This is a genomic window from Bhargavaea cecembensis (assembly GCF_000826125.2).
GTDB lineage: Bacteria > Bacillota > Bacilli > Bacillales_A > Planococcaceae > Bhargavaea > Bhargavaea cecembensis_B.
This window is the reverse complement of the sequence record NZ_LN651373.1, coordinates 298671-319657: the sequence shown is the minus strand read 5'-3', so window position 1 is coordinate 319657 and position 20987 is coordinate 298671. Positions and strand designations below refer to the sequence as shown.

Below are 20987 nucleotides of genomic sequence, written 5' to 3'. Positions count from 1 at the left end.
ATAAGGTAAGGGGGCTGTCCAGAAAGTCGATAAAAACGACTTTCTGTAACAGCCCCTTTCTTGTTTTTTATCTCTCTCAAAAAAATAGAAAAAGACCGCTGCCTTTTGTAGAATGGAGTCACCACAACAACACACACAAAGGAGCGATCTTTTTATGTGCAATCCGAAGACTGCTACAACAGAGTATACCACAGAAATGGAGATCTTGGCAGAGGTGAACAAGCCTGAGGAAAAACGTCCAAAACGCCGGTTGGCGCCTGTCTTCAAGCCCTATGATAACCGCCAGTCCTTCGCCATCTTCGATGTCGAATCGCTGGTTCCCGATGACCATGTGGCACGTGTCATTGATGAAATGATCGAGACGATTCCGGATGATCAGCTCATTGCGCATTATTCCGGAGGCGGCCGCAGTTCTTACCACCCGAAGATGATGCTTAAGATCATTCTTTACGCCTACTCCCAAAAGGAATATTCCTGCCGGCGCATTGAAAAGCTGACAAGGGAAAGCATTCCTGCTATGTGGCTGGCCGCCGGCCAGCTTCCCGACTACCGGACCATCAATGAGTTCCGCGGGGTCCGAATGCCCAAGATGATCGATGATTTATTCGAAGCGATGGTGATGGAATTGCATCATCGCGGCTTCATTGACTTTGAAAATTACTTCCTCGATGGGACGAAAATCGAGGCGGATGCCAATAAATATTCCTTTGTATTCAAGAAAGCGGTGTTGGGATACGAGGAAAAGCTGAAAAAGAAAATCAGCGAGACCCTGCAGGAGATCCATGAGATTGCAGAGGCAGAGGGATTCGAAATGGGAAGTCTGCCTGAAGGTGATCCTTCGGTGGAGGAACTGATGGAGACCGTCTCCCGTTTGGAAGGACAGGAAGAGATCCTGACGGACAAAAGTGAGAAAGAGACAGATACAGCGGTCCGCAAGGGAATCCGTAGAAAACGCTCGATGATCCGCAGGAAGCTCAAGTTGGTCCGGGATGACTTCATTCCGAGGAAAGAGAAATATGCTGCCCAGCTTGAGGTTTGCGGAGAAGACCGGAATAGCTACTCGAAGACAGACCCGGATGCCACATTCATGCGGATGAAAGAAGATCATATGAAAAACGGGCAGCTCAAGCCCGGATACAATATCCAGATGGCCACCGAAAACCAATTTGTTCTCTTCTATTCTGTTCACCAGCGGCCCACAGACACCCGGTGTCTGATCCCACACATGGAAGCCTACCGGGAAACTGCGCTGCCGATGCCAAAGCGCATTGTCGCGGATGCGGGATATGGAAGTGAGGAGAATTACCTGTATCTTCTCGGAGAGGAAGACGGAGAAGCGGTTGCCGATTTTCTAATCCCGTATAACACCTACCTGAAGGAACAATCGCGCAGTTATAAGAAAAACGCATACAACGCCAAGAACTGGGCGTATCACGAAGAGGATGATCTGTTCGTCTGTCCGAACGGACGGAAAGTCCGCTTCAAGAAATACATGAAAAAGAAAAATGCGTCTGGCTTCGTCCAGGATTTCAAAATCTATGAGTGCGAGGATTGCAGTGACTGCCCGTTGAAAGCACTGTGCACCAAGGCAAAAGGGAACCGGCAGGTTCACTGGAATCCGATTTATGAGGAATTGAAGGCCAAGGCAAGAAAAGCCCTTGATGATGAAACCCTAAAACAGATCTACGCCCTTCGGAAAATCGAAGTGGAGACAGTTTTTGGGAATCTCAAGGGCAATTTGGCGTTCCGTCGATTCCATCTTCGAGGGCTGGATAAGGTTCACTTGGAGTTTGGAATCCTGGCACTCGCCCACAATTTCCTGAAAGTGGCGGGCATCCTGCGGATGCCTTCTGCCAAACATATTCAAAATAAAAGGAAGGAGGCGAAAAACGATTTGTTTTTCGCCTCCTTCATCATTTTAGGGACTTATCGGACAGCCCCCTTTAATATTGGAAGTCGGATTGGGTCACACTCCCGCTCCGCATAGATCTGCTCGTTAAAAAAGACCTTCCTGAGACGGTCATTGAATGGCGCAAAGCGCACATTCCAGCAACTCCATGTCATTAGCGATCAGTAGTCGGATTTCATGGTCTTCACAGTATTTATGATCCATGGCCAGACGCGACAATTCATATCGGAACATCGTTTGTTCTGCGGATTGTTCGTACATTCCTTTTCCTCCGTCCGGTATCGATATTTCCATTATTCCCCTCACCTGATCATTTTAAACGGCCATCAACCCATCCTATTGAAACGAGCAGATTTAGATCCCTCACTGTCTTTCCTCGTTTATTTTCACCGATATCACGCTCTTAAAAGGCACGGACGGTACCATCTGAAAAGATAACGCTTACAAAATACTTTATGCGATATATCTCTGAAAATTTCATTGACTTAACGAATTCAGGTAAGTAGAATTAGTGCGGTCAACACATTTACCCTGTCTACACTCGATCCTGAATAGAAAGAAGGACACCCCATGTCAGACATCATTCACTCGCCTCTTGTTGCCACGGTCTTGATCTTTGCCTTGATTGCGTTCGGGGAGTGGCTGTCGATTGTGTCGCGGGCGCGGATTCCGATGCTGCTCACGGCGATGGTCAGCTTCATGGTCCTATCCTGGACGGGCATTTTCCCTGCGGATCTCTTGGAAAGTTCGCAGTTTGCCGTGCTTGGGGCGATTTTGATCGGACCGGCGATTGTCCATATGGGCACGCTCATTCCAATGAAGGTGCTCCGCGAGCAGTACCGCGCGGTCGTCATTTCCCTGTCCGGCATCATCATCGCCGCCGCACTCATCTTCACCGTCATTCCGCTCGTGTTCAACTTTGAAACGGCGGTTGCCGGGATGGGGCCGCTCAGCGGCGGCATCGTGGCGATGATCATCACGACCGAGAAACTGCAGGAGCTCAACCTCGGCACGGTCGCCCTCATCCCCGCCCTCATTGTGGCGTTCCAGGGCCTCATCGGGATGCCGCTCGCGCTGAATTTCATGCGTTCCTACGCCAAGCGCTTGCTCGGCCAGATTGATGACGGGTCGTTCAAACCGATGAACGGCACGTCTTCCACCGAGGAAGCCGAGACGAAAAAGCTCGGACCGGTGCGCTCCAGCATGACGATCCGCCTGTTCTTCGTCTTTCTCGTCGGTGCGCTCGGCGTCGTGCTCGGCAGCGTGACGCCGATCCACTACAGCCTGTGGTGCCTCGCGTTTGGGATCATCGGAGCGAAGATCGGGTTCCTCGAGCAGGAGTCGCTCGTGAAGGCGAATTCGTTCACGATCACGATGCTCGGAATCATTTTCGTCGTCATTGGATCGATGGCGGGCGTATCACCGCAGGAAGTACTGGAGCAATTGCCGGCAGTTGCGGGCATCATCGTCCTCGGAACGGCGGGCATCGCGCTCGGCGGATTCGTCGGTTCGAAGCTCGTGAAGTGGGATCCGTACAAAGGGATGCCGGTCGCGCTGACCGCGCTGTTCGGCTTCCCGGCGGACTACATCATGTGCGAAGAGGTGGCCCGGAGCACCGCCCGCTCGGAGAAAGAAGAAAAGATGATCTTCAACGAACTGCTGACGCCGATGCTGATCGGCGGTTTCACGACAGTGACGATCGCGTCGGTCGTCGTGGCAGGCATTCTGATTTCATTCTTGTAAAACCATCTATTATTGGAGGAATTCATCATGACAAAGACCATCATTGAAAACGGATCGATCATCGACGGGACAGGCAGCGAGCCGATACAGGGAATCGTCGTCACGGATGGCGACAAGATCGCGTATGTCGGGGACGCTTCGGGCTACACGAAATCCGGCGACGAAACGGTCATCGACGCAGCCGGCAAGACGGTCCTTCCGGGCTTCATCGACACGCACATCCACATGATGTTTGAATACGCTCCGCTCGAAAAGCGGCTCACCACACCGTTCAGCTACATGTATTACCAGGCAATGAAATACATGAAAGCGACGCTCGATGCAGGCGTCACATCCGTCCGCGATGCACTCGGCACAGACCTCGGCGTCAAGCGCGCGATCGATGACGGGCTCATCAACGGACCGCGCGTCCAGCTCAGCATCAACGCACTCACGATCACGGGCGGCCACGGCGACGGCATGCAGATCAACGGCGACGTGCTCGACATCTCCCCTTCCGGCTACCGTGGCATGCCGAACGGAATCGCGGACGGCGTCGACGAAGTGCGCAAGAAAACACGCGAAATGCTCCGTGCCGGCGCCGAAGTGATCAAGGTCCACGCAACCGGCGGCGTCATGAGCCCGACCGACCACCCGGAATTCACCCAGTACTCGTTCGAGGAACTCTCGGCCATCGTCGAAGAAGCCCGCTTCCGCAAAGGCGTCAAAGTCATGGCTCACGCGCAGGGAGCGGAAGGCATCAAAAACGCCGTCCGTGCCGGCGTGCACTCGATCGAACACGGGATTTACATTGACGAGGAAGCGATAGAATTAATGAAGGAACACGGAACGTACCTGGTGCCGACCCTGCTGGCGCCCGTCTCTGTCCTCGAAACGGCCGATGAAGTCGGCATGCCACAATCCGCCGTCGAGAAAGCGAAGGAAGTCATTGAAGCCCACAAAGAAAGCTTCGCCCGCGCCTACAAAGCCGGCGTGAAAATCGCCATGGGCACCGACGCCGGCGTCTTCAAACACGGCACCAACCTCCGCGAACTCGGCCTCATGGTCGATGACGGCATGACCCCGATGGACGCCATCGTCGCCTCCACAAAAGTCGCCGCGGAGTGCATGGGCTGGGAAGATAAAGTCGGCACATTGGAAGAAGGAAAACTGGCAGACGTCGTGATCGTGGACGGGAATCCGTTGGAGGATGTGTATGTGCTGGCGGATCAGGGGAATATTCGGGTGGTTATTAAGGGTGGACAGTTCGTTAAACAACTTTAAGAAGAAAACACGCGTATCTCAGGCGAGATGTGCGTGTTTTTTATGTGTATCTTGTCACTTGTCTATGGCACCCTGCCAGCTGGCCAATTAAACCTCTGACTCTCCCGCCCATAACCACATAGAGGCTGCGAAAGGAAATGTGTGAACTTCATCCGTTAACTTGCTAACAAGCGCTGAAGCTTTATTGTAGATTGGATATAACAATTCGTCTTCTTCAGATTCGATAAATTGTTTAATCTCTTTTTCCTCTAGACTTTCCATGGCAATGACATACCTGTATATAAACTTTAAGCGAAGTTCATCCAAAGCGAAGTCAAAGTCGCAAATAAGCGAAACCACTTTTCCTTCAATTCTATAGGTCATTTGCTTATTTGCAGCAAGCGAGGTCCGATTCTCAGTTTTTTTAAGTGATAGCTCTTCCAATTCTATATCTAAAATTTTGATATTCACTTCTTTTTCCATCCGCTCATCGCCTCCACAGTCTTAATGAAAACGCGCCTCATCAAACTTGACTTTCACATTCGAAGCGCGGTCAGCATGCCTATTTCTTTTCTTTCTTTTAAAAAGGTTTTTGGAGGGCAAGTCATAGGGACGAATACCTTCATCTTTAAATGCCACGGTGACTTGGTAACGTTTAGTTTGTTCATTAATTTGTTTTAACTGAGCCACAATCGCCCGGTTATCGAATGAATGCAGACCTTCTGCGATCAATGAATTAATTGCATTGTTGAGGGATTGTTTATTGAGATCTGCATACCGGGTCACTTGCTCATGCAGAGAAACCGGCAACCGAAGTGTCAACCTTCCTGAAGGCGGTTCTTCTACTTTAGGCAGAGGAATTGAAGCGTGCATTTCCTCCATCATTTCATACCATGCAATTTTGGCTTCACGCAGTTCTTCCATCCCTTCAGAAATCGACTCTTCAAAGACTTTAATTCCCGGAAGTTCGGGACAGGTGATGACAAATCCTTTTTCATCATACTCCCGATCGTGATACGGAGTGATTACGGTTTGATAGTCCTGGTCCAGGAATTCATCAAGTGTCATATTAATGGTTTTCACGCTGCATAACCTCCTCAACCAGTCTAACCACTTCTTTCGCATGAAAAACCTTCATCGGCTTTCGCTCAGAAAGGGTCCAAGTCAGATCTTTGTATACAGGATGTCGAACTGAATGATGAGAACCCTTTCCTGGTTTGACGATAAACCCGTATTTCTCTAACAAAGATTTCAAAGCCTTGAAAGAGTGGTCTTTCGGATTTCTCTTTATCAGCTCATACAACTTATCGCTTTTGCCCAATATGAATCACATCCGCACCATGTGTAGTGTCACTCCTTATTTCTTATCTTAGCACTCTCTGACACTGCTTATCAAAATTTATGAATACCAGTCAACCATTTATTCCTGAACTTCTCTTCCAGCTCACCTTCCATACAGAACGCAGTTTTGGTTCGCTTAGGGGATAATGAAACACGCCCACCTCAAGTGAGATGCGCGTGTGTTTGCATTTGGGAACGGATAACCGTTCCTTAAATTATTAATTTAAACCGACCAGTCCTCATCCTTCACTTGCACCGAAGCTGCATGCTTCAGCGCATCCAGACGTTCGCGTTCGGCTATTTCTTTTTCTTCCAGTACTGCTTGTTCTGCTTGCATGGCGATGGTCGTGACCTGGAGGTCTTCACGCCCCCGGTACACCCAGGCCAACATCGGTTCCCGGAAGTGGACAATCAGCCAGCCGAGGATTTTGCCGATGAAGACAGCAGCCACCACAGTGCCGATGCCGATCGAGCCGAGTGTCCGGATGAAGGTCAGGCAGACGAGACCGGCGAGGACGACGTTCAGGAGGTCGCTCGTGATTTTGGCTTTGCCGAAGGCCCATTTAAACCGTGTAGCGATGACGGCGGTCAGTTCATCGTATGGCATGAGCGGGAGCTTCACGCTCGTATAGCCGAGCAGTCCGACGGCCACAACAAAGAGGCTGACGATCAGGAACAGCACGCGGACCGCCGGGGTTTCAGAGACGGGGAGGAGTTGCAGAAGATAGAGAGTGAGGTCCATAAAGAAGCCAAATAAAAAGGCAATCATCAATTGAACGATTGCTTCGCGTGGGTTGAACCGTTTGCTGATTATAATTTGCAGGATAATAAACAACAGATTGGCGACGATGGTCATCATGCCGACCGACAGGCCCGTTGTCAGTGAGAATGCATAGGCGAGCGAAGACACCGGCGAGACGCCGAAGCTGGCCAGGATTGAGAAGCTGACGCCAAGTGACAGGAAAAACAGGCCGACCACGTACAAGGAAAGCCGTTTGATCGTTACATGAATATGATTCATTACATCCCTCGCTGTTCTAAGACTATGCTTTCTATGTTATCACAATCCTCGTTATACTAATAATATCTATTTGGTAGTAGTATTATATCCAATAACATATAACGGAGCTGATTAAATGGATATCCGTCAACTACAATATTATCGGGAAATCGTAAAGCACGGGAACATTTCCAAAGCGGCGGAAGCGCTCCACATCGCACAGCCGCCGCTGAGCCAGCTATTGAAGAAGCTCGAATTGGAGCTGGGCACGGTGCTGATCCATCGCTACCGCCAGAAATGGGAAGTGACGGAGTCCGGCCGGCTGCTCTATGAATACGCCGAGCAGCTGCTGAGCGGGATGGACGACATCAAGCGCCGCATCGGGGAAATCGAATCCGGCACCGCGGGGACCGTGCGAATCGGCGTTTCTTCCGCCTGCTACAACCTGCTGGTCGAATTCATCGCCTCTTTCCGCGATGAATTCCCGAAAACCCACCTGGAAATCACCACAGGGGACTCGGAAGGACTGCTCGCCAAGCTACGCCAGCGGGATCTCGATCTCGCGCTGATCCTAAGCCCCGCCAAACTGGAAGAAGTTGAAACAAAAAAGCTGAAAACCCAGCCGGCTGTCCTGCTCGCCCCCGAGTCTTGGTCCGACAAACTGTCCGACAAACCGTCATTCGAAGAAATCGCCCGGCTCCCGTTCATCCTGCTCAGCGCCATGGAAGGCTACTCCTTCTCCACCGCCGTCCTTCGCGCATTCGAAACGCTCGGCCTGAAACCCGACATCGTCGCCGAATGCAAAGACGTTCCGCTCGCCGTCGCCCTCGTCAACCGCGGCCTCGGCGTCTCCATCATCCCGGGCATGCACTACAAATCCATGTTCTTCAACAACCTGAAAATCTACGAACTCCCCAAGATCGAATACCACGTCGAACCCATTCTCGTGAAATTAAAAAACGCCCCCGTTACGAGGGCGGCGGAACGGTTTTGGGGGATGGTGGAGTGAGGAGGAGCAAAAGTTCCTACTCCTCTTCCACCACCCGCTCAATCTTCGGCAGCTCCTCCTTCAGGAACCTGTCCAAGTTCTCCAGTGCCCGGTCGACAATGGCACCGGTGTCCTCCTCCAGGTCTCTAAAGGTCTTTCGGGGCACGAGATCTGTAGCATACACTTGAGTGATTTTCGGGGTCAACTGTCCAAGTGCCCGTTTCATAATAGCCGGGTGCTTGTCTTTCAACCCAAAATACCGCTCCCGCACTTCTTCTTGTCCTGGCCCGACAAGCAATTTAAGGACAACTTTTTCGTTCCGGCTCCTTAGTTCAAATAAGAGAATCCGACCGCTCTCCGTCCAAGTGCTGACCCGGTCGATGTACGGATCCATCTTTTCTGTGACGAAACGCACCCGATTTTTCGTTTTCGAATCAATGATGATTCCGTCAGTCCCCTTCAACCGCTCCTCAGCCGCGTCCGTCACCTCTGAATATACATCCGGCTTGTATTCATAAATCAAGTCCAGCGCCCGCTTATGCTTTGAATAGATCTCCCTTGCAATGCGACCGAGTTCCTCGTCTCCCACGATATACCTCCTCAGCACTTCCTGATACTGCTCTATAAATGACGTGACCGCCGGCGAAAGTTCATTCTTCTTCAACGACACGCTCTTCTCAAGCACCCGCAAAACATCCTCGTACGTGACGCTAATCCAGTTCTCCGCATCACTCGCCTCATCACCGGTCTGCGTCAAAAACAGAAAGACCTGGTGGTAATCCGAGAACTCCTGCTGGATCTTGCTGTGATAATCACCCAATTGGTGATCGGACTCAGAGCTCCAAATCTTGTTTTCAATGACGATCACCACTTTCTCGACGTCCGACACCAGCAACAGATCCATATGCCGATACTCCCGCCGTACGGTGAACGTGCCGTAATCCATCAGGGAGATATCAAACAGACTCAATTGTGAATACCCGAACGATCCGGGATTCAAGTAAAACACCTCTTGCATCAACCGCTTTAAAAACACATCGTCCAAGCCATGATTCTCTTTAGGCGACATCAGCCAGGCCAGCATATTGCTATGCCGAATCTCGGCATTCACCAACCCCAGCGTCTCAAACATATTAAAGCCGCTAACTCTTGCTTCCAATCGGTCAAGTAACTCAGTATCCATCAGCAGCTGTTCCAATGATTCACGGTCGGTCATGGGCAGGCTCCTCTCTTGCTCTCAGTTCTTCTACCTGACTCTATTTATTAACTTTTTCAGACTTAAGACGTCCACGGCTGCACAATCAGTAGTCACATCCTCTTCCCTCCCCCTGTCTACTCAACCTGACTTTATATAGACAGACTGTATAATGACTTCTTTGCGATATTAGCGTTTACTTTTATGTGAAGCGCTTTCACAATCGCAAATATGCGACTTTATATCGCATATTCATATTACACGTTACAAGGGGGCAACTCATGGAGAAGAAACAGAAGTTCAAAATGCCATCCACTTATACGATCATCTTATGTATCATTATTGGCATCGCATTATTGAGTTGGGTAATACCAGGCGGAACGTATGAGTACGAATCGAACAATGGGACAGACCGTCCGATTCCGGATACCTATCACACGGTCGAGTCACATCCCCAAGGATTTGGCGGCGTTATCATGGCACCGATCAATGGGTTCATGGAGTCAGTCGACATCATTTTATACACTCTTGTCATCGGTGGATTTCTGGCTGTTGTCATGAAGACCGGCGCGATTGATGCAGGCATCGGGCATGCGATCAGAAAGCTTAAAGGGCGCGAGAAGCTTCTAATCCCGGCATTGATGCTCATGTTTAGCCTGGCAGGGGCAAGTTTTGGAATTGAAGAGGAGACGCTGCCATTCTTCCTCGTGTTAATCCCGGTCCTGCTTGCGGCAGGATATGACACGCTTACCGGGATAGCGGTGATCAAACTGGGAGCGGCGCTGGGGGTGATGGCATCATTTGCGAACCCATTCGCGGTTGCGATTGCGAGCCGCTTTGCGGGAATTTCCATGGGCGACGGAATTGTCATACGGATTGTCCTGCTGCTTATCTACATACCTGCCGGCATTCTATTCACAATGCGTTACGCCGAAAAAGTAAAAAAGGATCCAACGCAGTCACTTGTCTACGCACAAAAGGAAGAGAACGAGAAGTTTTTCCTGAAGGACGTCAATCTCGACAACCTGCTCGATTTCACCAAGAAGCGAAAGGCTGTACTGGCAATCTTCATTCTCGCGTTCGTCGTCATGATGTGGGGCGTTCTTCCGTGGGGAGAACTTGGAATTTCGTTCATTCCCACAATGAACTGGTGGTTCGGCGAGCTGAGTGCGGTGTTCCTTGTCGCATCTCTCCTTGTCGGATTCGTTGCCAGGTTTAAAGAGGAGGAGTTCATTGATACGTTCATAGACGGAGCAAAGGGCCTCCTCGGTGTGGCAATTATCATCGGAGTTGCACGTGGCGTGGCGGTCGTCATGAATGATGCGATGATCACCGATACTGTGTTGCACGCAGGAGAATCGGTTTTATCCAATACATCATCCAGCGTGTTCGCAGCTGCATCGTATATCATCTATCTTGTGCTATCATTCTTCATCCCGTCCAGTTCGGCACTGGCCACGCTATCGATGGGAATCATGGCACCACTCGCAGACTTTGCGGGTGTCGGACGTGAAATTGTTGTCATTGCATACCAGTCGGCCAACGCGATGCTATCCTTGATCTCGCCGACGGTTGCCATCCTGATGGGGGTACTCGTCATGACTAAAACCTCGTACCTTACATGGATTAAGTTCATCTGGAAATTCGCGCTCTTCATCGGCCTTGTAACAATCGTTGTGCTCGTCGGCACGACGTTGATCATGAATTGAGAAAGGATGAGTCAATTGGAAACAGAACGAGTTTTAGAGAACATTGAGCCTTATGAAGTATTCCACTTCTTTGAGGACTTGACACAAATCCCCCGCTGCTCTGGAAAGGAAGAGCAGGTCGTCGCCTATCTGATCGATTTCGCTGAATCCCACGGCTTGGATTGGCAGAAAGACGACCACCTCAATCTCGTCATAAAAAAACCTGCAACTAAAGGATACGAATTAAAGCCTCCCGTCATCCTGCAAGCGCACACCGACATGGTCTGCGAGAAAAACAAGGGCACACTGCACAATTTTGATCGAGACCCGATAAACGTGGAAGTCGAAGGCGATAAAGTCATTGCGAAGGAGACGACGCTCGGCGCGGACGATGGAATTGGAGTTGCGCTCGCACTGGCTCTTCTCGCCGACAAGGAGGCTGAACACCCTGCCGTCGAAATCATCTTGACCAGTGACGAGGAAAGAGGGCTCGTCGGAGCAGAGCACTTTGACATGAACCGAGTCGAAGGCCGAATGCTCATCAATCTGGATGCAAACGACGAAGGCTCGTTTGTCGTCGGCTGTGCAGGCGGTCCAGTCATAAGGGTCGAAATTCCGATCGAGAGGGTCCAGGCTGTTGCGGACACCGTCACGCTCTCCATCTCTGTCCGCGGACTCACCGGCGGCCATTCCGGCGAAGATATCCATCGCGGACGCGCCAACTCCAATAAGCTAATGTCTCGGCTCCTCCAGGCGATTCGCCGGGAAACAGACTTAGCCCTTGCCAGTTTAAGCGGTGGCCTCCAGTATAATGCGATCCCGCGAGAGACAGAAGCATTGATTACTGTGAATGCAAACGACAAGCAAACCGTCCTCAACCTCATCTTGACTTACGAAAAAATTTACCGAAATGAATATCGTTCGACCGAACCTACCCTCGAAATAGTAGTTCTGGAAAACAAGGACCGCCCCGCCAATGTCCTTTCCACCGATTCTTCGGGACGTCTTATCGACTACCTCTATCTGTCCGATAACGGCATCATCAGGATGGACGCAGAAATTCCAGGCACGGTCGAAAGCTCCATTAATCTCGGCACCATCCGACTTCAGGAACACAAAGCAGTCATCCAAGTCATGACAAGAAGCTCCGTCGAAAGTGTCTATCGCGAGATGTACAACCGGGTCGCATTCCTCGCCAAGCATGCAGGCGGTGAAATACATATCATGGCAGATTGCCCCGAATGGGAATACAATCCTGATTCACGCTTGAAACAGATCTTCCATGAGGTCTATGAAGAAATGTTCAGTATCGCACCAGAATTCCACATTCTTCATGCCGGTCTCGAATGCGGTGTTTTTGCCAAAAAATCAACCAAACCGCTAGACATGATTGCTGCCGGTCCAACATCACGCAATCTGCACACCCCCGGCGAGTATGTCTCCATCTCCTCCGTCCAGAACTTCTGGAGGTTTTTGAAAGAAGTTCTGAAACACATCTGATTATATTAATTTCGAGAGAGGGACCTTACGCCTACATTAAAAGAAAACCCTGACAAACTGTTTCTAACAAAAGTGCTTGGACAGCAATAAAGAGAAGACAATAAACTGCCCCTATACGCCTTTAGGCTGTGTGGGGGCGATATATTTACAACTGATTTAAAAAATTTCTTCCTGAATGGACTTGCTATGTATCGATAAGTCCAGGTTGCAGATCCTCCTGCCAGACTCACGCTAAGTCGTTCTTCTAAGATCTATCCGACCAAGTTCATCATTAATGAACACAACAACCTCATCCCTCCCGCCCCTAATTCGTACTCACCACCAGCAGGATGACCGGCTTGTCTGTTTCGTTGTACCAGGTGTGTTCCTTGGAGGAGTCAATATGCAGGGATTCATGGGGATATAGCGTCTCTTCATGTCCTTCGAGCATCACTTTCAGTTCTCCCTCCAAGACGTAGACGAATTCCTGTCCGCGGTGGGAGTAGGGGGCTGTTTGGGATTCGCCTGCTTTCAGTTCGATCCTGGCAGGTGTGAATTGCGGTTGATCCAGATTTCCTGTGAGGCTCGTGTATGTAAAGTTCGGTTGATCTGCACTTTTCTTTAGGGATTTTCTTTTGATTGGGGATTCTTCTTCGGGTTCGAAAAAGAAGTTCACGCTTACCCCGAGGGCTTCGGCAATCTTCCTGACCGATGTGAATGTCACGGTGCTGATGCCCCGCTCCACTTGGGACAGGAAGCTCATGGACAGGCCGCTGCGCTCGCTCAGTTCTTTCAAGGTCATTTTCTTCTCTTTCCGGATCCTTCTGAACTCTCCTCCGATTGAATCAGTCATTTAGCATCCACTCCCGTTCGTGTTTCATCATCTGTATCTCCACTATACACATAACTCTTCCACTCTCAACAAAAATTCCCGGAGCACTCGCACTCCGGGACATCATTCATCTATTCTCTTTCAACTCACCCAGTTCTCTCATATGCTTCTTCAACGTTTCTTCCTCTTCCTTTGTAAGTCCGAGTCGCGGCCTGCGCGGGGGTCCGCCTGCCAGTCCTTTCAGTTCCATTGCCCGCTTGGCCACCTGGACGTATTTGCCGGATCCTTCGAGGAAGTTGCAGAGCGGCAGTAGGCGGTCGTATACATCCCACGCTTTCGCAAGATCTCCTGCTTCGAAAGCGTCGTATACGGCTTTCGCTGTCCGCGGGGAGATATTTCCGGCGACCGAGATCCAGCCTACTGCTCCTACGAGGAATGATTCCAGCACCATGTCATCCGCTCCGCAGAATGTCTTGATGGATCCTGCGCCCTGTCTCGAGATATCCCGGACATTCCGGATTTCCCCGCTGGATTCTTTGATATGGGTGATGTTACTGACATCCCTTCCCACACGGAGAATCGTTTCAACCAAGATATCGACTCCACTTGTGAATGGATTGTTATAAATCATGACCGGGAACGAGACTGCTTCTGCGACCGCTTTGAAATGCTCGTAGATTTCTTCTTCCTTCGGATGAGCATAGTAAGAGTTGATCAGCAACGCCCCGTCCGCGCCTGCTTCTTCTACCTGCCGGGTGTATTCAATGGCGTCGGCTGTTGTTTCGGCTGCGGTTCCGACAATCAACGGCAGACGTCCGTTCACCTGCTTGACCGCCACTTCCACTGCTTTGTAACGTTCTTCCTTCGTCAGGCTGACAAATTCTCCGGTACTTCCGTTGATGGCAAGTCCATCCACGCCTTCTCCGATATAATACTCAATATTGTTTGCAAAGCCTTCCCAGTTCACAGTTCCGTCCTCATGCATCGGTGTTACAAGTACAGGGTAAACGCCTTTAAAATCTACCATTTTCATAACCTCCATTAATTTTAGTCTCTTAACAGTTCAGGCAGCCAAGTTGCCAGCTGCGGGAATACGATCAGCAAGATCGCCGCGATCAATTGAATGATAATGAACGGCACCGTGGCCCGGTAAATCTTCCCGATGCTGACGCGCTCTCCGACGGCACTCTTCAGATAGAAGATCGCAAAACCGAACGGCGGCGTCAGGAACGCCATCTGCAAGACGACCATGAAGATGATTGCCCACCACAGAGGATCGAACCCCGCATCGACGACCACCGGCGTAATGATCGGCGCTGCGAGCATGATCAAGGCCATTGTCTCCAAGAACATCCCGAGAAGGATGATGAACGCGAGGGCAAAGAAGAGTACGCCCCATTTGCCGCCCGGTGCGCTGGCTGCCATTTCAGAAACAAACTGATTGCCGCCGACTCCTGAGAAAACTGCACTGAAAGCCGCGGCACCGATCAAGATCCATCCGACCATGCCCGTCATCTTCATTGACTCATAGATGGATTCTCTCATCTTCACCCAGTTCAGCCGCTTGGAAGCCACACCGATGATGACGGTGCCCAGCACACCGACGGCCGCCCCTTCTGTTGGCGTCGCGACACCGGTGAAGATCGAGCCCAGTACGAGCACGATAAGGAGCATCGGCAGGAAGACGGATTTCAATGAATTAAACTTCTCCTCAGTCGTTGCCCGGTCATCCTTTGCCAGAGCAGGCGCCATGTCATCTTTCCGGTAAGCCTGGAAAAGGATATAGGCCACGAACAGAAGGATCAGCAGGATTCCTGAGCTGAGCCCTCCTGCGAATAGGCTTGATACCGAGACACCCGTGATCGCCCCGTAGACGACCATATTCAGGCTCGGCGGAATCAGCTGGCCGAGTGTTCCTCCAGCCATGATCGAACCGAGGCTCAGCGTCTCGTTGTATTTGTATCTCATCATCTGCGGAAGTGCGATCAGTCCGAGGCCGATCACGCCGGCTGCCACGACCCCCGAGATTGCGCCAATGATTGCACCGACGACAATCGCAGTGATGGCCAGCCCGCCGCGCAGCCCCCCTGACCACTTATATACCGCATCGAACAGGTCGGAAATGATATTCGTTTTCTCCAGAAGGACCGACATGAGGATGAACAGGGGGATCGCAATGAGCGTGAAGTTATTCATGATCCCCCATGTGGCGCTCGTTAATAAAGCAGTACTGTCGATTCCCCACATCATCAAAGCAAAGACGATCCCGACAGAAGCAAGCGCAAATGCGATCGGCACGCCAAGGAACAACAGAAGGAGCAGCAGGACAAACATCGCGATCGGCGCGTATTCGAAGATGAACATCATTTCGCGTCACCTCCGCGCCAGACTTTGTAGATTTCCACCCATGCCTGCAACCAGATCAGCAAGCCGCCAATCGGAATGAACCATTTGAACCACCAGATCTGCGGATTGAATGAACTTTGATGGGACGATCTTTCCATGATCCTTGTCGACTCTACCGCTGAATCAACCCCTTTGAACACCAGGAATGCGCTTACAAACAAAACAACCAAAAGCCCGAAGGTGATCAAAAGCTTCCCCGCTTTTTCAGATACATACTGCAGAATGATATCTACCGCGATATGTCCCTTGACCCTTAATGTATCGGCACCTGAAAGTAAAATCATGATGCCGAATATAAAAATCGGCACTTCAAACCCCCAGTCCGGCGCGCTGGAAAGGAAACGGCGCATGATGACGGTATAGACGATGACAAGAGTCAGCGGGATCATCAATAGTCCTGCGAGTTTTCCCACTGCTGACGAAAGAGCTTCAATTCCTCTCAGTAATACGTTCATCCAATCACCGCCTTACTCTTCATAGCCTAGTATTTTTGCTTCTTCCGTGTATCCAAGCTCTGCCAACACTTTGGCGTAGCCCTCTACGTACTCCCTGCTCAGCTCACTCTTATCTTTATAGTCATTCAACAACTCAACGCCCAGACGCCGCATTTCATCCACGTCTTCCTCAGGAAGTTGAATGAACTCGATGTTTCCGTTTTCCTCCCACTCTTTCTTCGCTTTTCGGCTTTCCACGCCGTATGCAATAGCCGATTCGTAGCGTACCTTATCACGGGCTACATACAGTGCGGCCTTCAGGTCATCCGGGAGTTCATCCCACGCCTTCGGGTTGACGATCAATTCCTTATCCGTACTTGGGCCGACGTGCATCGCGGGTTCGATGATATATTTGGTCACCTCATCCAGGCCCATTTCCCCGTTGACGAGATAGTCGTTGTATTCAGCTGCATCCACTGTTCCCAATTGCAGACCCGTATAAATTTCCGGTGCGGAAAGAGAAATAGCCGAAGCTCCCAACTTCCCATAATACAAACTGGCAACGCCCGCCGCCCGGATGTTCTTCCCTTTGAAGTCCTCCAGTGACCGGATCGGAACTTTGGACATCAAAATCTCTTCAGGAGCATAGTCAAAAGCCCCCAGGTTCTTGATGCCATGCTCCTCATAGGCCTTATCAATGATGGGTTTTAGCTGATCCGATCGGTAGAAGTGTTCATCAAAGCCGGTGATGGGATCTCCCGGGATCGTTCCGCCGCCCAGTGCGAAGACCGGGTCCTTTCCTGTCCAGAAGCCCGTGTAAATCGCGGCCAACTCCACGACCCCGTTTTTCACCATATCGAACGTCTCATCGTTCGGGAAAAGAACGTTTGCCCCAAATGGCTCGATCACCAGCCGGCCGCCCGTAATCTCTTCCACCGCTTTCACAAACGGCACGACAGTCCCCTCATAGCGGGCAGTCCCCGGAATTTGGTGAGTCACCATCCTCCATTTATAGACCTTGCTCTCCCCATCAGGAATCGTCTGATACGGCTGGCACGCACTTAGCAATAACATGACAGCAACAACAAGCAGTCCCCACGCTTTTCTTCTCATTCATTTGCCCCCTCGATCCATTTAAACTGAATTATTTAAACAGTTCTAATTGAGATGGTATTTCACTTAAGAATCAAAGTCAATGGAATTTTCACTGTGAGTGAAATTTATGTGCGGATAGAAAACATGAAGACTTTTGATGCTTAATCCTAAATAAAGGATATTGCACGGAAGTATCTGCACCAGATTGCTCCCCAACTCACTTCCTTCCATAAAAAAAGGACTGCCCTCAACGGACAATCCACTCTCACTATTCCTTATCCAATTCCACCGTCTCATTAATCTCCGCCGACTCCGCATCCTTCCCTCTCATCCGCTTGTACATGAACGCGATGTTCTTGATCAGGCTGCCGGATTCCCAGTACTCGGCGGCCTCTGCCTCGATCTTGATCAGGATGACGTCGGGGTCGTCGTAGGTCGTCTGCATGATTTTTTCGTAGGCTTTGCTCCAGAGCTCCTTTTTCTTCGCGAGGTCGTCCACGATTTCGGCGCGGCCCCGGACAGACACATAGGACTTGCCGACGTAGGCGACGTTCACGTCTTTCTCATGGAGGATCTCCCGGTACTTGTCCGTCTCCTTCTTCGTGAAGAACCACAAGTCTCCGTCGAACTCCACTTCCTGCGTCTTCATCGGGCGGGAGACGAGTCCTTCATCGGACACCGTCGTCAGCATCGCTGTGTCGACGTCTTTGATCAGGGCTCTGAGCGTTTCCAGTTCTTCTTGTTTCATCTGCTCACCTCATTTGGGTTATGCACATACCGTACCCGTTCTCGTGCATCCCCATGCACAAAGGTTCAGCAGATCAGCACCTCCCACTTAACCCTCTTAAGTCCCTGCGAAGCGCCCATGGCTCCCTCCCAAGGATTACGGGCGTAGCGTTTGCTCCTCTACCCACTTTTGAAAATCTTTTAAGTCGCAATATCCGCCTAGTTTACAACGCAAAAAACCCCAAACCCGGACTTTTAAAGCGTCCATAGTTTGGGGGTTAGTTCTTCGTGGCCATACAAGTTCCTCTTCGAGCGGTTTATGGTTAATGATCCTTAGAACCTAAAATAAGCCAAGACTTTTTGATTGTTGTTAAACTGCAAAATCTTAAAACCACCAGATTGATAAAATTCTTTAAGCACGGGGATATCATCAAATTCCACGCAAACAATTCTTAATGCAACCAAGTCATATGCCAACTGGCAACTTTCCAAAGCAAGATTTAGTATAACATCTCCACTCACCTTGCCTTTATATAAGTCGGATCTTCCCAATTGAGCAATTAAGATTGAATTAAAGACAGTGGCAGTTTTATCTCCGGTTAGTTTATTTCTAGTACTGCCTGATACATCATTCATAAGCTTAAATGGTTTTATAAGAAGCGCGAAGTACCCGATGATTTCATTATTGTTCTCTTCATCGACAATAAGACTCGTACGAGTTAAAGATCTTCTTTCACAATAAATGGCTTTATCATGCAGAAAACCTTGTACTTCTTCATTCCTTTCACTGGAAAAAGTGGAGATATACCTATGCACTTCTTCATCATCATGCGATGCCTCAATTAAGCTAGATAAACTGATTACCTGCATTTTCTGCTTTTCAATATCCTTTTAGCATTGGCAACTCTTTCATCTTTATCTAACATTAGATCGCTAAATATATTTGTTTGATTAACTTTAGTGCGAGGGGATGAAAGAATTTTTTGAGCGGCCGCTTCATCAAGAGCATACTTTTTGGAAAGTGTTTCTGTCGTCATTTCAACATCCTCCTCCTTTTTAAAAATACCAATCACCACCTATAAATTAAAGTGACAATTAGTATATGCGCCTGTAGACTAAATTATACCACTTCACTCCCCATTTTTCATTTATGATTACCCTTTTTTATTGCCTCAGAAACATTACCCAAGCAGAACGTCCTCTTAGGGTATACCGGTATGAAGAGATACTAGCGAAGTCTCAAGACGGCACATGGAAGTTCTTTTTCTCTTTCGTATTAGCCTCAAATCATAAGGCAGCCAGAGGCCGGGTAATCCTTAATATAGCAGCCTTAAATGCATTTAACAGACCATTCCGCCGCCATCAGCCACCACAACACTTCTTATACTTCTTCCCGCTCCCACAAGGGCACGGCTCGTTGCGGCCGACTTTTTCCACTGTCTTGACGGAATTGGACGGACCAGCGTCACTTACCCGACTCCCCGCACGCCCATGGGTAGGCCGCTCCTTCTTGATCTCCTGAGGAGTATGTCCCCGGTTGGCCCAGCTGCGGCCGTGGTTATACAGGGCGAAGAACAGATCGGCCAGCCTCCGGATTTCCTGTTCGTCTTTCGGGACAACTTGTCCGTGTTCCAGCAACGACGAGAAGGCCTGTGCCGGCGGCTTGTTGATCAGAATGAGCCGGTGGGCAAAGTTCATCCAATAATCAACCTGGAACGCTTTTTTGAACAGATGCCGCCGTGCATAGGTCCGGAGTGCTTCCGCCTGAGGGGTCGGTTCGTAATAGTTTTCTTCGGCCCAGCGAAGCAGTTGACGCCGCTCCGGGACATAGTACGGCTTGCCCGATGCATCCGCTTCGAGCTCTGCCAGCCGGTTTCCGTTTTGCAGGAGTGCGTCCATGAATTTCCCTTCCCGGACGACAATCCGGCTGTCAATCAGCAACGCCGCGGGCAGCGCCACATGCGTCAGGTTAATAAGCTCCGACGGCTGGACCTCCGCATGGTTCTGCTCGTTATAGATTTCTGCGACTTTTGTTGCCGGCACGGCTCCGTACAGCCGGACCAGTGCGCGGATATAGCGGATCCACTCGCTTTGAACTTTCATCGGGACAGGCTGATGAGCATCGGGCAATTGCAGCGGCTCCCCCGCCTCGATCGGCGTCTTGCCACGGTGCAGCCAGCTCCGGCTCCGGTTGAACACGGCTGCTCCAAGCGTGATGTACTGATCCAGCTCCTCTTCGGAATGCTCTTCAAAACGGCCGAGATCCAGCCCGCGGACCAAGTTCTCAAACAATCCCCGCTCCGGATCATTCGCCGCATCTTTAACAGAAAGAAGAATATCCTCCGCCAACTCCTCATCCGCGCCCAATTGGTCAGTAAGAAACGTCTGGAGCGCTTGCACTTCCTCCGTCATCGGAATATAAAACTGATCTCCGTACCTCAGCATCTCGTCCTTCTCGGGAACGTAATACCGTTTCCCGTGAGTCCGGTCGAGATAAGTCTCAAGTTCGCCTGAATCATCGATCGACTCATATACAAACCAATTGCCCCTCGGCACGGCAAAACGCGCTATCAAAGCCGCCTCTTCCATCTCCGCAAACTTCCGGACATTCCCGCGGCTGAAGCCGATGCCTGTATGTCCCTCGAACAGCTGACCTATCTTCTCCATCGAAATAACCCCATAAAACGCCGTCGCCGCAGCGATATAATCAATCAAATCCTGCCGACTCATTTGATGCCCTCCCCGGTGATCTTTTTCTTTAGTATAAAGAGAAATGGGGTTCCATGTGAAGGGCAGTGGGGTGTTTATTCCGTTTCGCAAAAAAGCCGTTTCTGGTTCTTCCATCAAAAAAGGATTGCCACCTAATCATGACAATCCAATTCGCGGTTTTTATTGCCTCTATGTATTCG

General features: G+C 50.3%; 21 protein-coding genes. 6 read left to right on the top strand and 15 right to left on the bottom strand.

Annotated features, from left to right (window positions below):
- The first annotated feature begins 154 nt into the window (after nt 1-154).
- Nucleotides 155-1987, top strand: a complete 1833-nt coding sequence (locus BN1189_RS07230) for an IS1182 family transposase (protein WP_179860928.1) — start codon at nt 155-157, stop codon at nt 1985-1987.
- Between the two features lie 33 nt (nt 1988-2020).
- On the opposite strand, the gene BN1189_RS16050 is transcribed toward BN1189_RS07230, so the two are convergent.
- Nucleotides 2021-2170, bottom strand: a complete 150-nt coding sequence (locus BN1189_RS16050; protein WP_179860927.1) for a hypothetical protein — start codon at nt 2168-2170, stop codon at nt 2021-2023.
- Between the two features lie 309 nt (nt 2171-2479).
- Between BN1189_RS16050 and BN1189_RS07225 the strand changes: the two genes are divergently transcribed.
- Nucleotides 2480-3652 (top strand): hypothetical protein, encoded by a 1173-nt coding sequence (locus BN1189_RS07225; RefSeq protein WP_179860926.1) that lies wholly within the window; start codon nt 2480-2482, stop codon nt 3650-3652.
- Nucleotides 3653-3679: 27 nt separating this feature from the next.
- Nucleotides 3680-4915, top strand: a complete 1236-nt coding sequence (locus tag BN1189_RS07220; RefSeq protein ID WP_040226883.1) for a metal-dependent hydrolase family protein — start codon at nt 3680-3682, stop codon at nt 4913-4915.
- An 87-nt stretch (nt 4916-5002) separates the two neighbouring features.
- Here BN1189_RS07220 and BN1189_RS07215 read toward each other — a convergent pair whose 3' ends face one another.
- From BN1189_RS07215 to BN1189_RS07200, 4 genes are all read right to left on the bottom strand, one after another.
- Complete coding sequence (locus BN1189_RS07215) at nt 5003-5377, bottom strand: hypothetical protein (RefSeq protein WP_040226881.1); 375 nt, start codon at nt 5375-5377, stop codon at nt 5003-5005.
- A 21-nt stretch (nt 5378-5398) separates the two neighbouring features.
- On the bottom strand, nt 5399-5977 hold the full coding sequence (locus tag BN1189_RS07210) for a toxin-antitoxin system HicB family antitoxin (protein WP_179860925.1): 579 nt from the start codon (nt 5975-5977) through the stop codon (nt 5399-5401).
- Nucleotides 5964-6149, bottom strand: coding sequence for a type II toxin-antitoxin system HicA family toxin (locus BN1189_RS16765; RefSeq protein WP_373604621.1), 186 nt, complete (start codon nt 6147-6149; stop codon nt 5964-5966). The genes BN1189_RS07210 and BN1189_RS16765 overlap by 14 nt, the downstream gene beginning before the upstream one ends.
- Nucleotides 6150-6458: 309 nt before the next feature.
- Nucleotides 6459-7256, bottom strand: coding sequence for a YczE/YyaS/YitT family protein (locus BN1189_RS07200; protein WP_257125394.1), 798 nt, complete (start codon nt 7254-7256; stop codon nt 6459-6461).
- 115 nt (nt 7257-7371) lie between these two features.
- Here BN1189_RS07200 and BN1189_RS07195 point away from each other — a divergent pair, with 115 nt between their 5' ends.
- Nucleotides 7372-8244: a LysR family transcriptional regulator gene (locus BN1189_RS07195; protein ID WP_040226878.1), complete on the top strand. Its 873-nt coding sequence runs from the start codon at nt 7372-7374 to the stop codon at nt 8242-8244.
- 16 nt (nt 8245-8260) lie between these two features.
- Here BN1189_RS07195 and BN1189_RS07190 read toward each other — a convergent pair whose 3' ends face one another.
- Nucleotides 8261-9439 (bottom strand): PDDEXK-like family protein, encoded by a 1179-nt coding sequence (locus tag BN1189_RS07190; RefSeq protein ID WP_040226876.1) that lies wholly within the window; start codon nt 9437-9439, stop codon nt 8261-8263.
- Between the two features lie 260 nt (nt 9440-9699).
- On the opposite strand from BN1189_RS07190, the gene BN1189_RS07185 reads away from it, so the two are divergent.
- Entirely contained in the window at nt 9700-11127 is a 1428-nt protein-coding gene (locus BN1189_RS07185; protein WP_040226874.1) for a YfcC family protein, read from the top strand.
- 15 nt (nt 11128-11142) lie between these two features.
- On the top strand, nt 11143-12606 hold the full coding sequence (locus BN1189_RS07180; RefSeq protein ID WP_052455729.1) for an aminoacyl-histidine dipeptidase: 1464 nt from the start codon (nt 11143-11145) through the stop codon (nt 12604-12606).
- Between the two features lie 304 nt (nt 12607-12910).
- On the opposite strand, the gene BN1189_RS07175 is transcribed toward BN1189_RS07180, so the two are convergent.
- From BN1189_RS07175 to BN1189_RS07140, 9 genes are all read right to left on the bottom strand, one after another.
- Nucleotides 12911-13438 (bottom strand): helix-turn-helix domain-containing protein, encoded by a 528-nt coding sequence (locus tag BN1189_RS07175; protein ID WP_040226870.1) that lies wholly within the window; start codon nt 13436-13438, stop codon nt 12911-12913.
- Between the two features lie 106 nt (nt 13439-13544).
- The gene (dapA, locus tag BN1189_RS07170) at nt 13545-14444 is read right to left on the bottom strand and encodes a 4-hydroxy-tetrahydrodipicolinate synthase (protein WP_040226869.1); all 900 of its coding nucleotides are present in this window, start codon (nt 14442-14444) and stop codon (nt 13545-13547) included.
- Nucleotides 14445-14464: 20 nt separating this feature from the next.
- Entirely contained in the window at nt 14465-15784 is a 1320-nt protein-coding gene (locus BN1189_RS07165) for a TRAP transporter large permease (RefSeq protein WP_052455728.1), read from the bottom strand.
- Entirely contained in the window at nt 15781-16278 is a 498-nt protein-coding gene (locus BN1189_RS07160; RefSeq protein WP_052455727.1) for a TRAP transporter small permease subunit, read from the bottom strand. The genes BN1189_RS07165 and BN1189_RS07160 overlap by 4 nt, the downstream gene beginning before the upstream one ends.
- A gap of 12 nt (nt 16279-16290) precedes the next feature.
- On the bottom strand, nt 16291-17370 hold the full coding sequence (gene dctP / locus BN1189_RS07155; RefSeq protein ID WP_052455725.1) for a TRAP transporter substrate-binding protein DctP: 1080 nt from the start codon (nt 17368-17370) through the stop codon (nt 16291-16293).
- A gap of 250 nt (nt 17371-17620) precedes the next feature.
- Nucleotides 17621-18100: a pyridoxamine 5'-phosphate oxidase family protein gene (locus BN1189_RS07150; protein WP_040226868.1), complete on the bottom strand. Its 480-nt coding sequence runs from the start codon at nt 18098-18100 to the stop codon at nt 17621-17623.
- Between the two features lie 311 nt (nt 18101-18411).
- On the bottom strand, nt 18412-18948 hold the full coding sequence (locus BN1189_RS07145; protein WP_052455722.1) for a hypothetical protein: 537 nt from the start codon (nt 18946-18948) through the stop codon (nt 18412-18414).
- Nucleotides 18939-19115, bottom strand: coding sequence for a hypothetical protein (locus tag BN1189_RS16045; RefSeq protein WP_179860924.1), 177 nt, complete (start codon nt 19113-19115; stop codon nt 18939-18941). Before BN1189_RS16045 ends, BN1189_RS07145 begins: the two co-directional genes overlap by 10 nt.
- 325 nt (nt 19116-19440) lie before the next feature.
- Nucleotides 19441-20808 (bottom strand): SEC-C metal-binding domain-containing protein, encoded by a 1368-nt coding sequence (locus BN1189_RS07140; protein ID WP_040226867.1) that lies wholly within the window; start codon nt 20806-20808, stop codon nt 19441-19443.
- Between the last annotated feature and the right edge of the window lie 179 nt (nt 20809-20987).

Coding starts and splice junctions, on each gene's coding strand:
- BN1189_RS07230 (WP_179860928.1), top strand. CDS start 155: ATGTGCAATCCGAAGACTGCTACAACAGAGTATACCACAGAAATGGAG.
- BN1189_RS16050 (WP_179860927.1), bottom strand. CDS start 2,170: ATGTACGAACAATCCGCAGAACAAACGATGTTCCGATATGAATTGTCG.
- BN1189_RS07225 (WP_179860926.1), top strand. CDS start 2,480: ATGTCAGACATCATTCACTCGCCTCTTGTTGCCACGGTCTTGATCTTT.
- BN1189_RS07220 (WP_040226883.1), top strand. CDS start 3,680: ATGACAAAGACCATCATTGAAAACGGATCGATCATCGACGGGACAGGC.
- BN1189_RS07215 (WP_040226881.1), bottom strand. CDS start 5,377: ATGGAAAAAGAAGTGAATATCAAAATTTTAGATATAGAATTGGAAGAG.
- BN1189_RS07200 (WP_257125394.1), bottom strand. CDS start 7,256: ATGAATCATATTCATGTAACGATCAAACGGCTTTCCTTGTACGTGGTC.
- BN1189_RS07195 (WP_040226878.1), top strand. CDS start 7,372: ATGGATATCCGTCAACTACAATATTATCGGGAAATCGTAAAGCACGGG.
- BN1189_RS07190 (WP_040226876.1), bottom strand. CDS start 9,439: ATGACCGACCGTGAATCATTGGAACAGCTGCTGATGGATACTGAGTTA.
- BN1189_RS07185 (WP_040226874.1), top strand. CDS start 9,700: ATGGAGAAGAAACAGAAGTTCAAAATGCCATCCACTTATACGATCATC.
- BN1189_RS07175 (WP_040226870.1), bottom strand. CDS start 13,438: ATGACTGATTCAATCGGAGGAGAGTTCAGAAGGATCCGGAAAGAGAAG.
- dapA (WP_040226869.1), bottom strand. CDS start 14,444: ATGGTAGATTTTAAAGGCGTTTACCCTGTACTTGTAACACCGATGCAT.
- BN1189_RS07165 (WP_052455728.1), bottom strand. CDS start 15,784: ATGATGTTCATCTTCGAATACGCGCCGATCGCGATGTTTGTCCTGCTG.
- BN1189_RS07160 (WP_052455727.1), bottom strand. CDS start 16,278: ATGAACGTATTACTGAGAGGAATTGAAGCTCTTTCGTCAGCAGTGGGA.
- dctP (WP_052455725.1), bottom strand. CDS start 17,370: ATGAGAAGAAAAGCGTGGGGACTGCTTGTTGTTGCTGTCATGTTATTG.
- BN1189_RS07150 (WP_040226868.1), bottom strand. CDS start 18,100: ATGAAACAAGAAGAACTGGAAACGCTCAGAGCCCTGATCAAAGACGTC.
- BN1189_RS07145 (WP_052455722.1), bottom strand. CDS start 18,948: ATGCAGGTAATCAGTTTATCTAGCTTAATTGAGGCATCGCATGATGAT.
- BN1189_RS16045 (WP_179860924.1), bottom strand. CDS start 19,115: ATGACGACAGAAACACTTTCCAAAAAGTATGCTCTTGATGAAGCGGCC.
- BN1189_RS07140 (WP_040226867.1), bottom strand. CDS start 20,808: ATGAGTCGGCAGGATTTGATTGATTATATCGCTGCGGCGACGGCGTTT.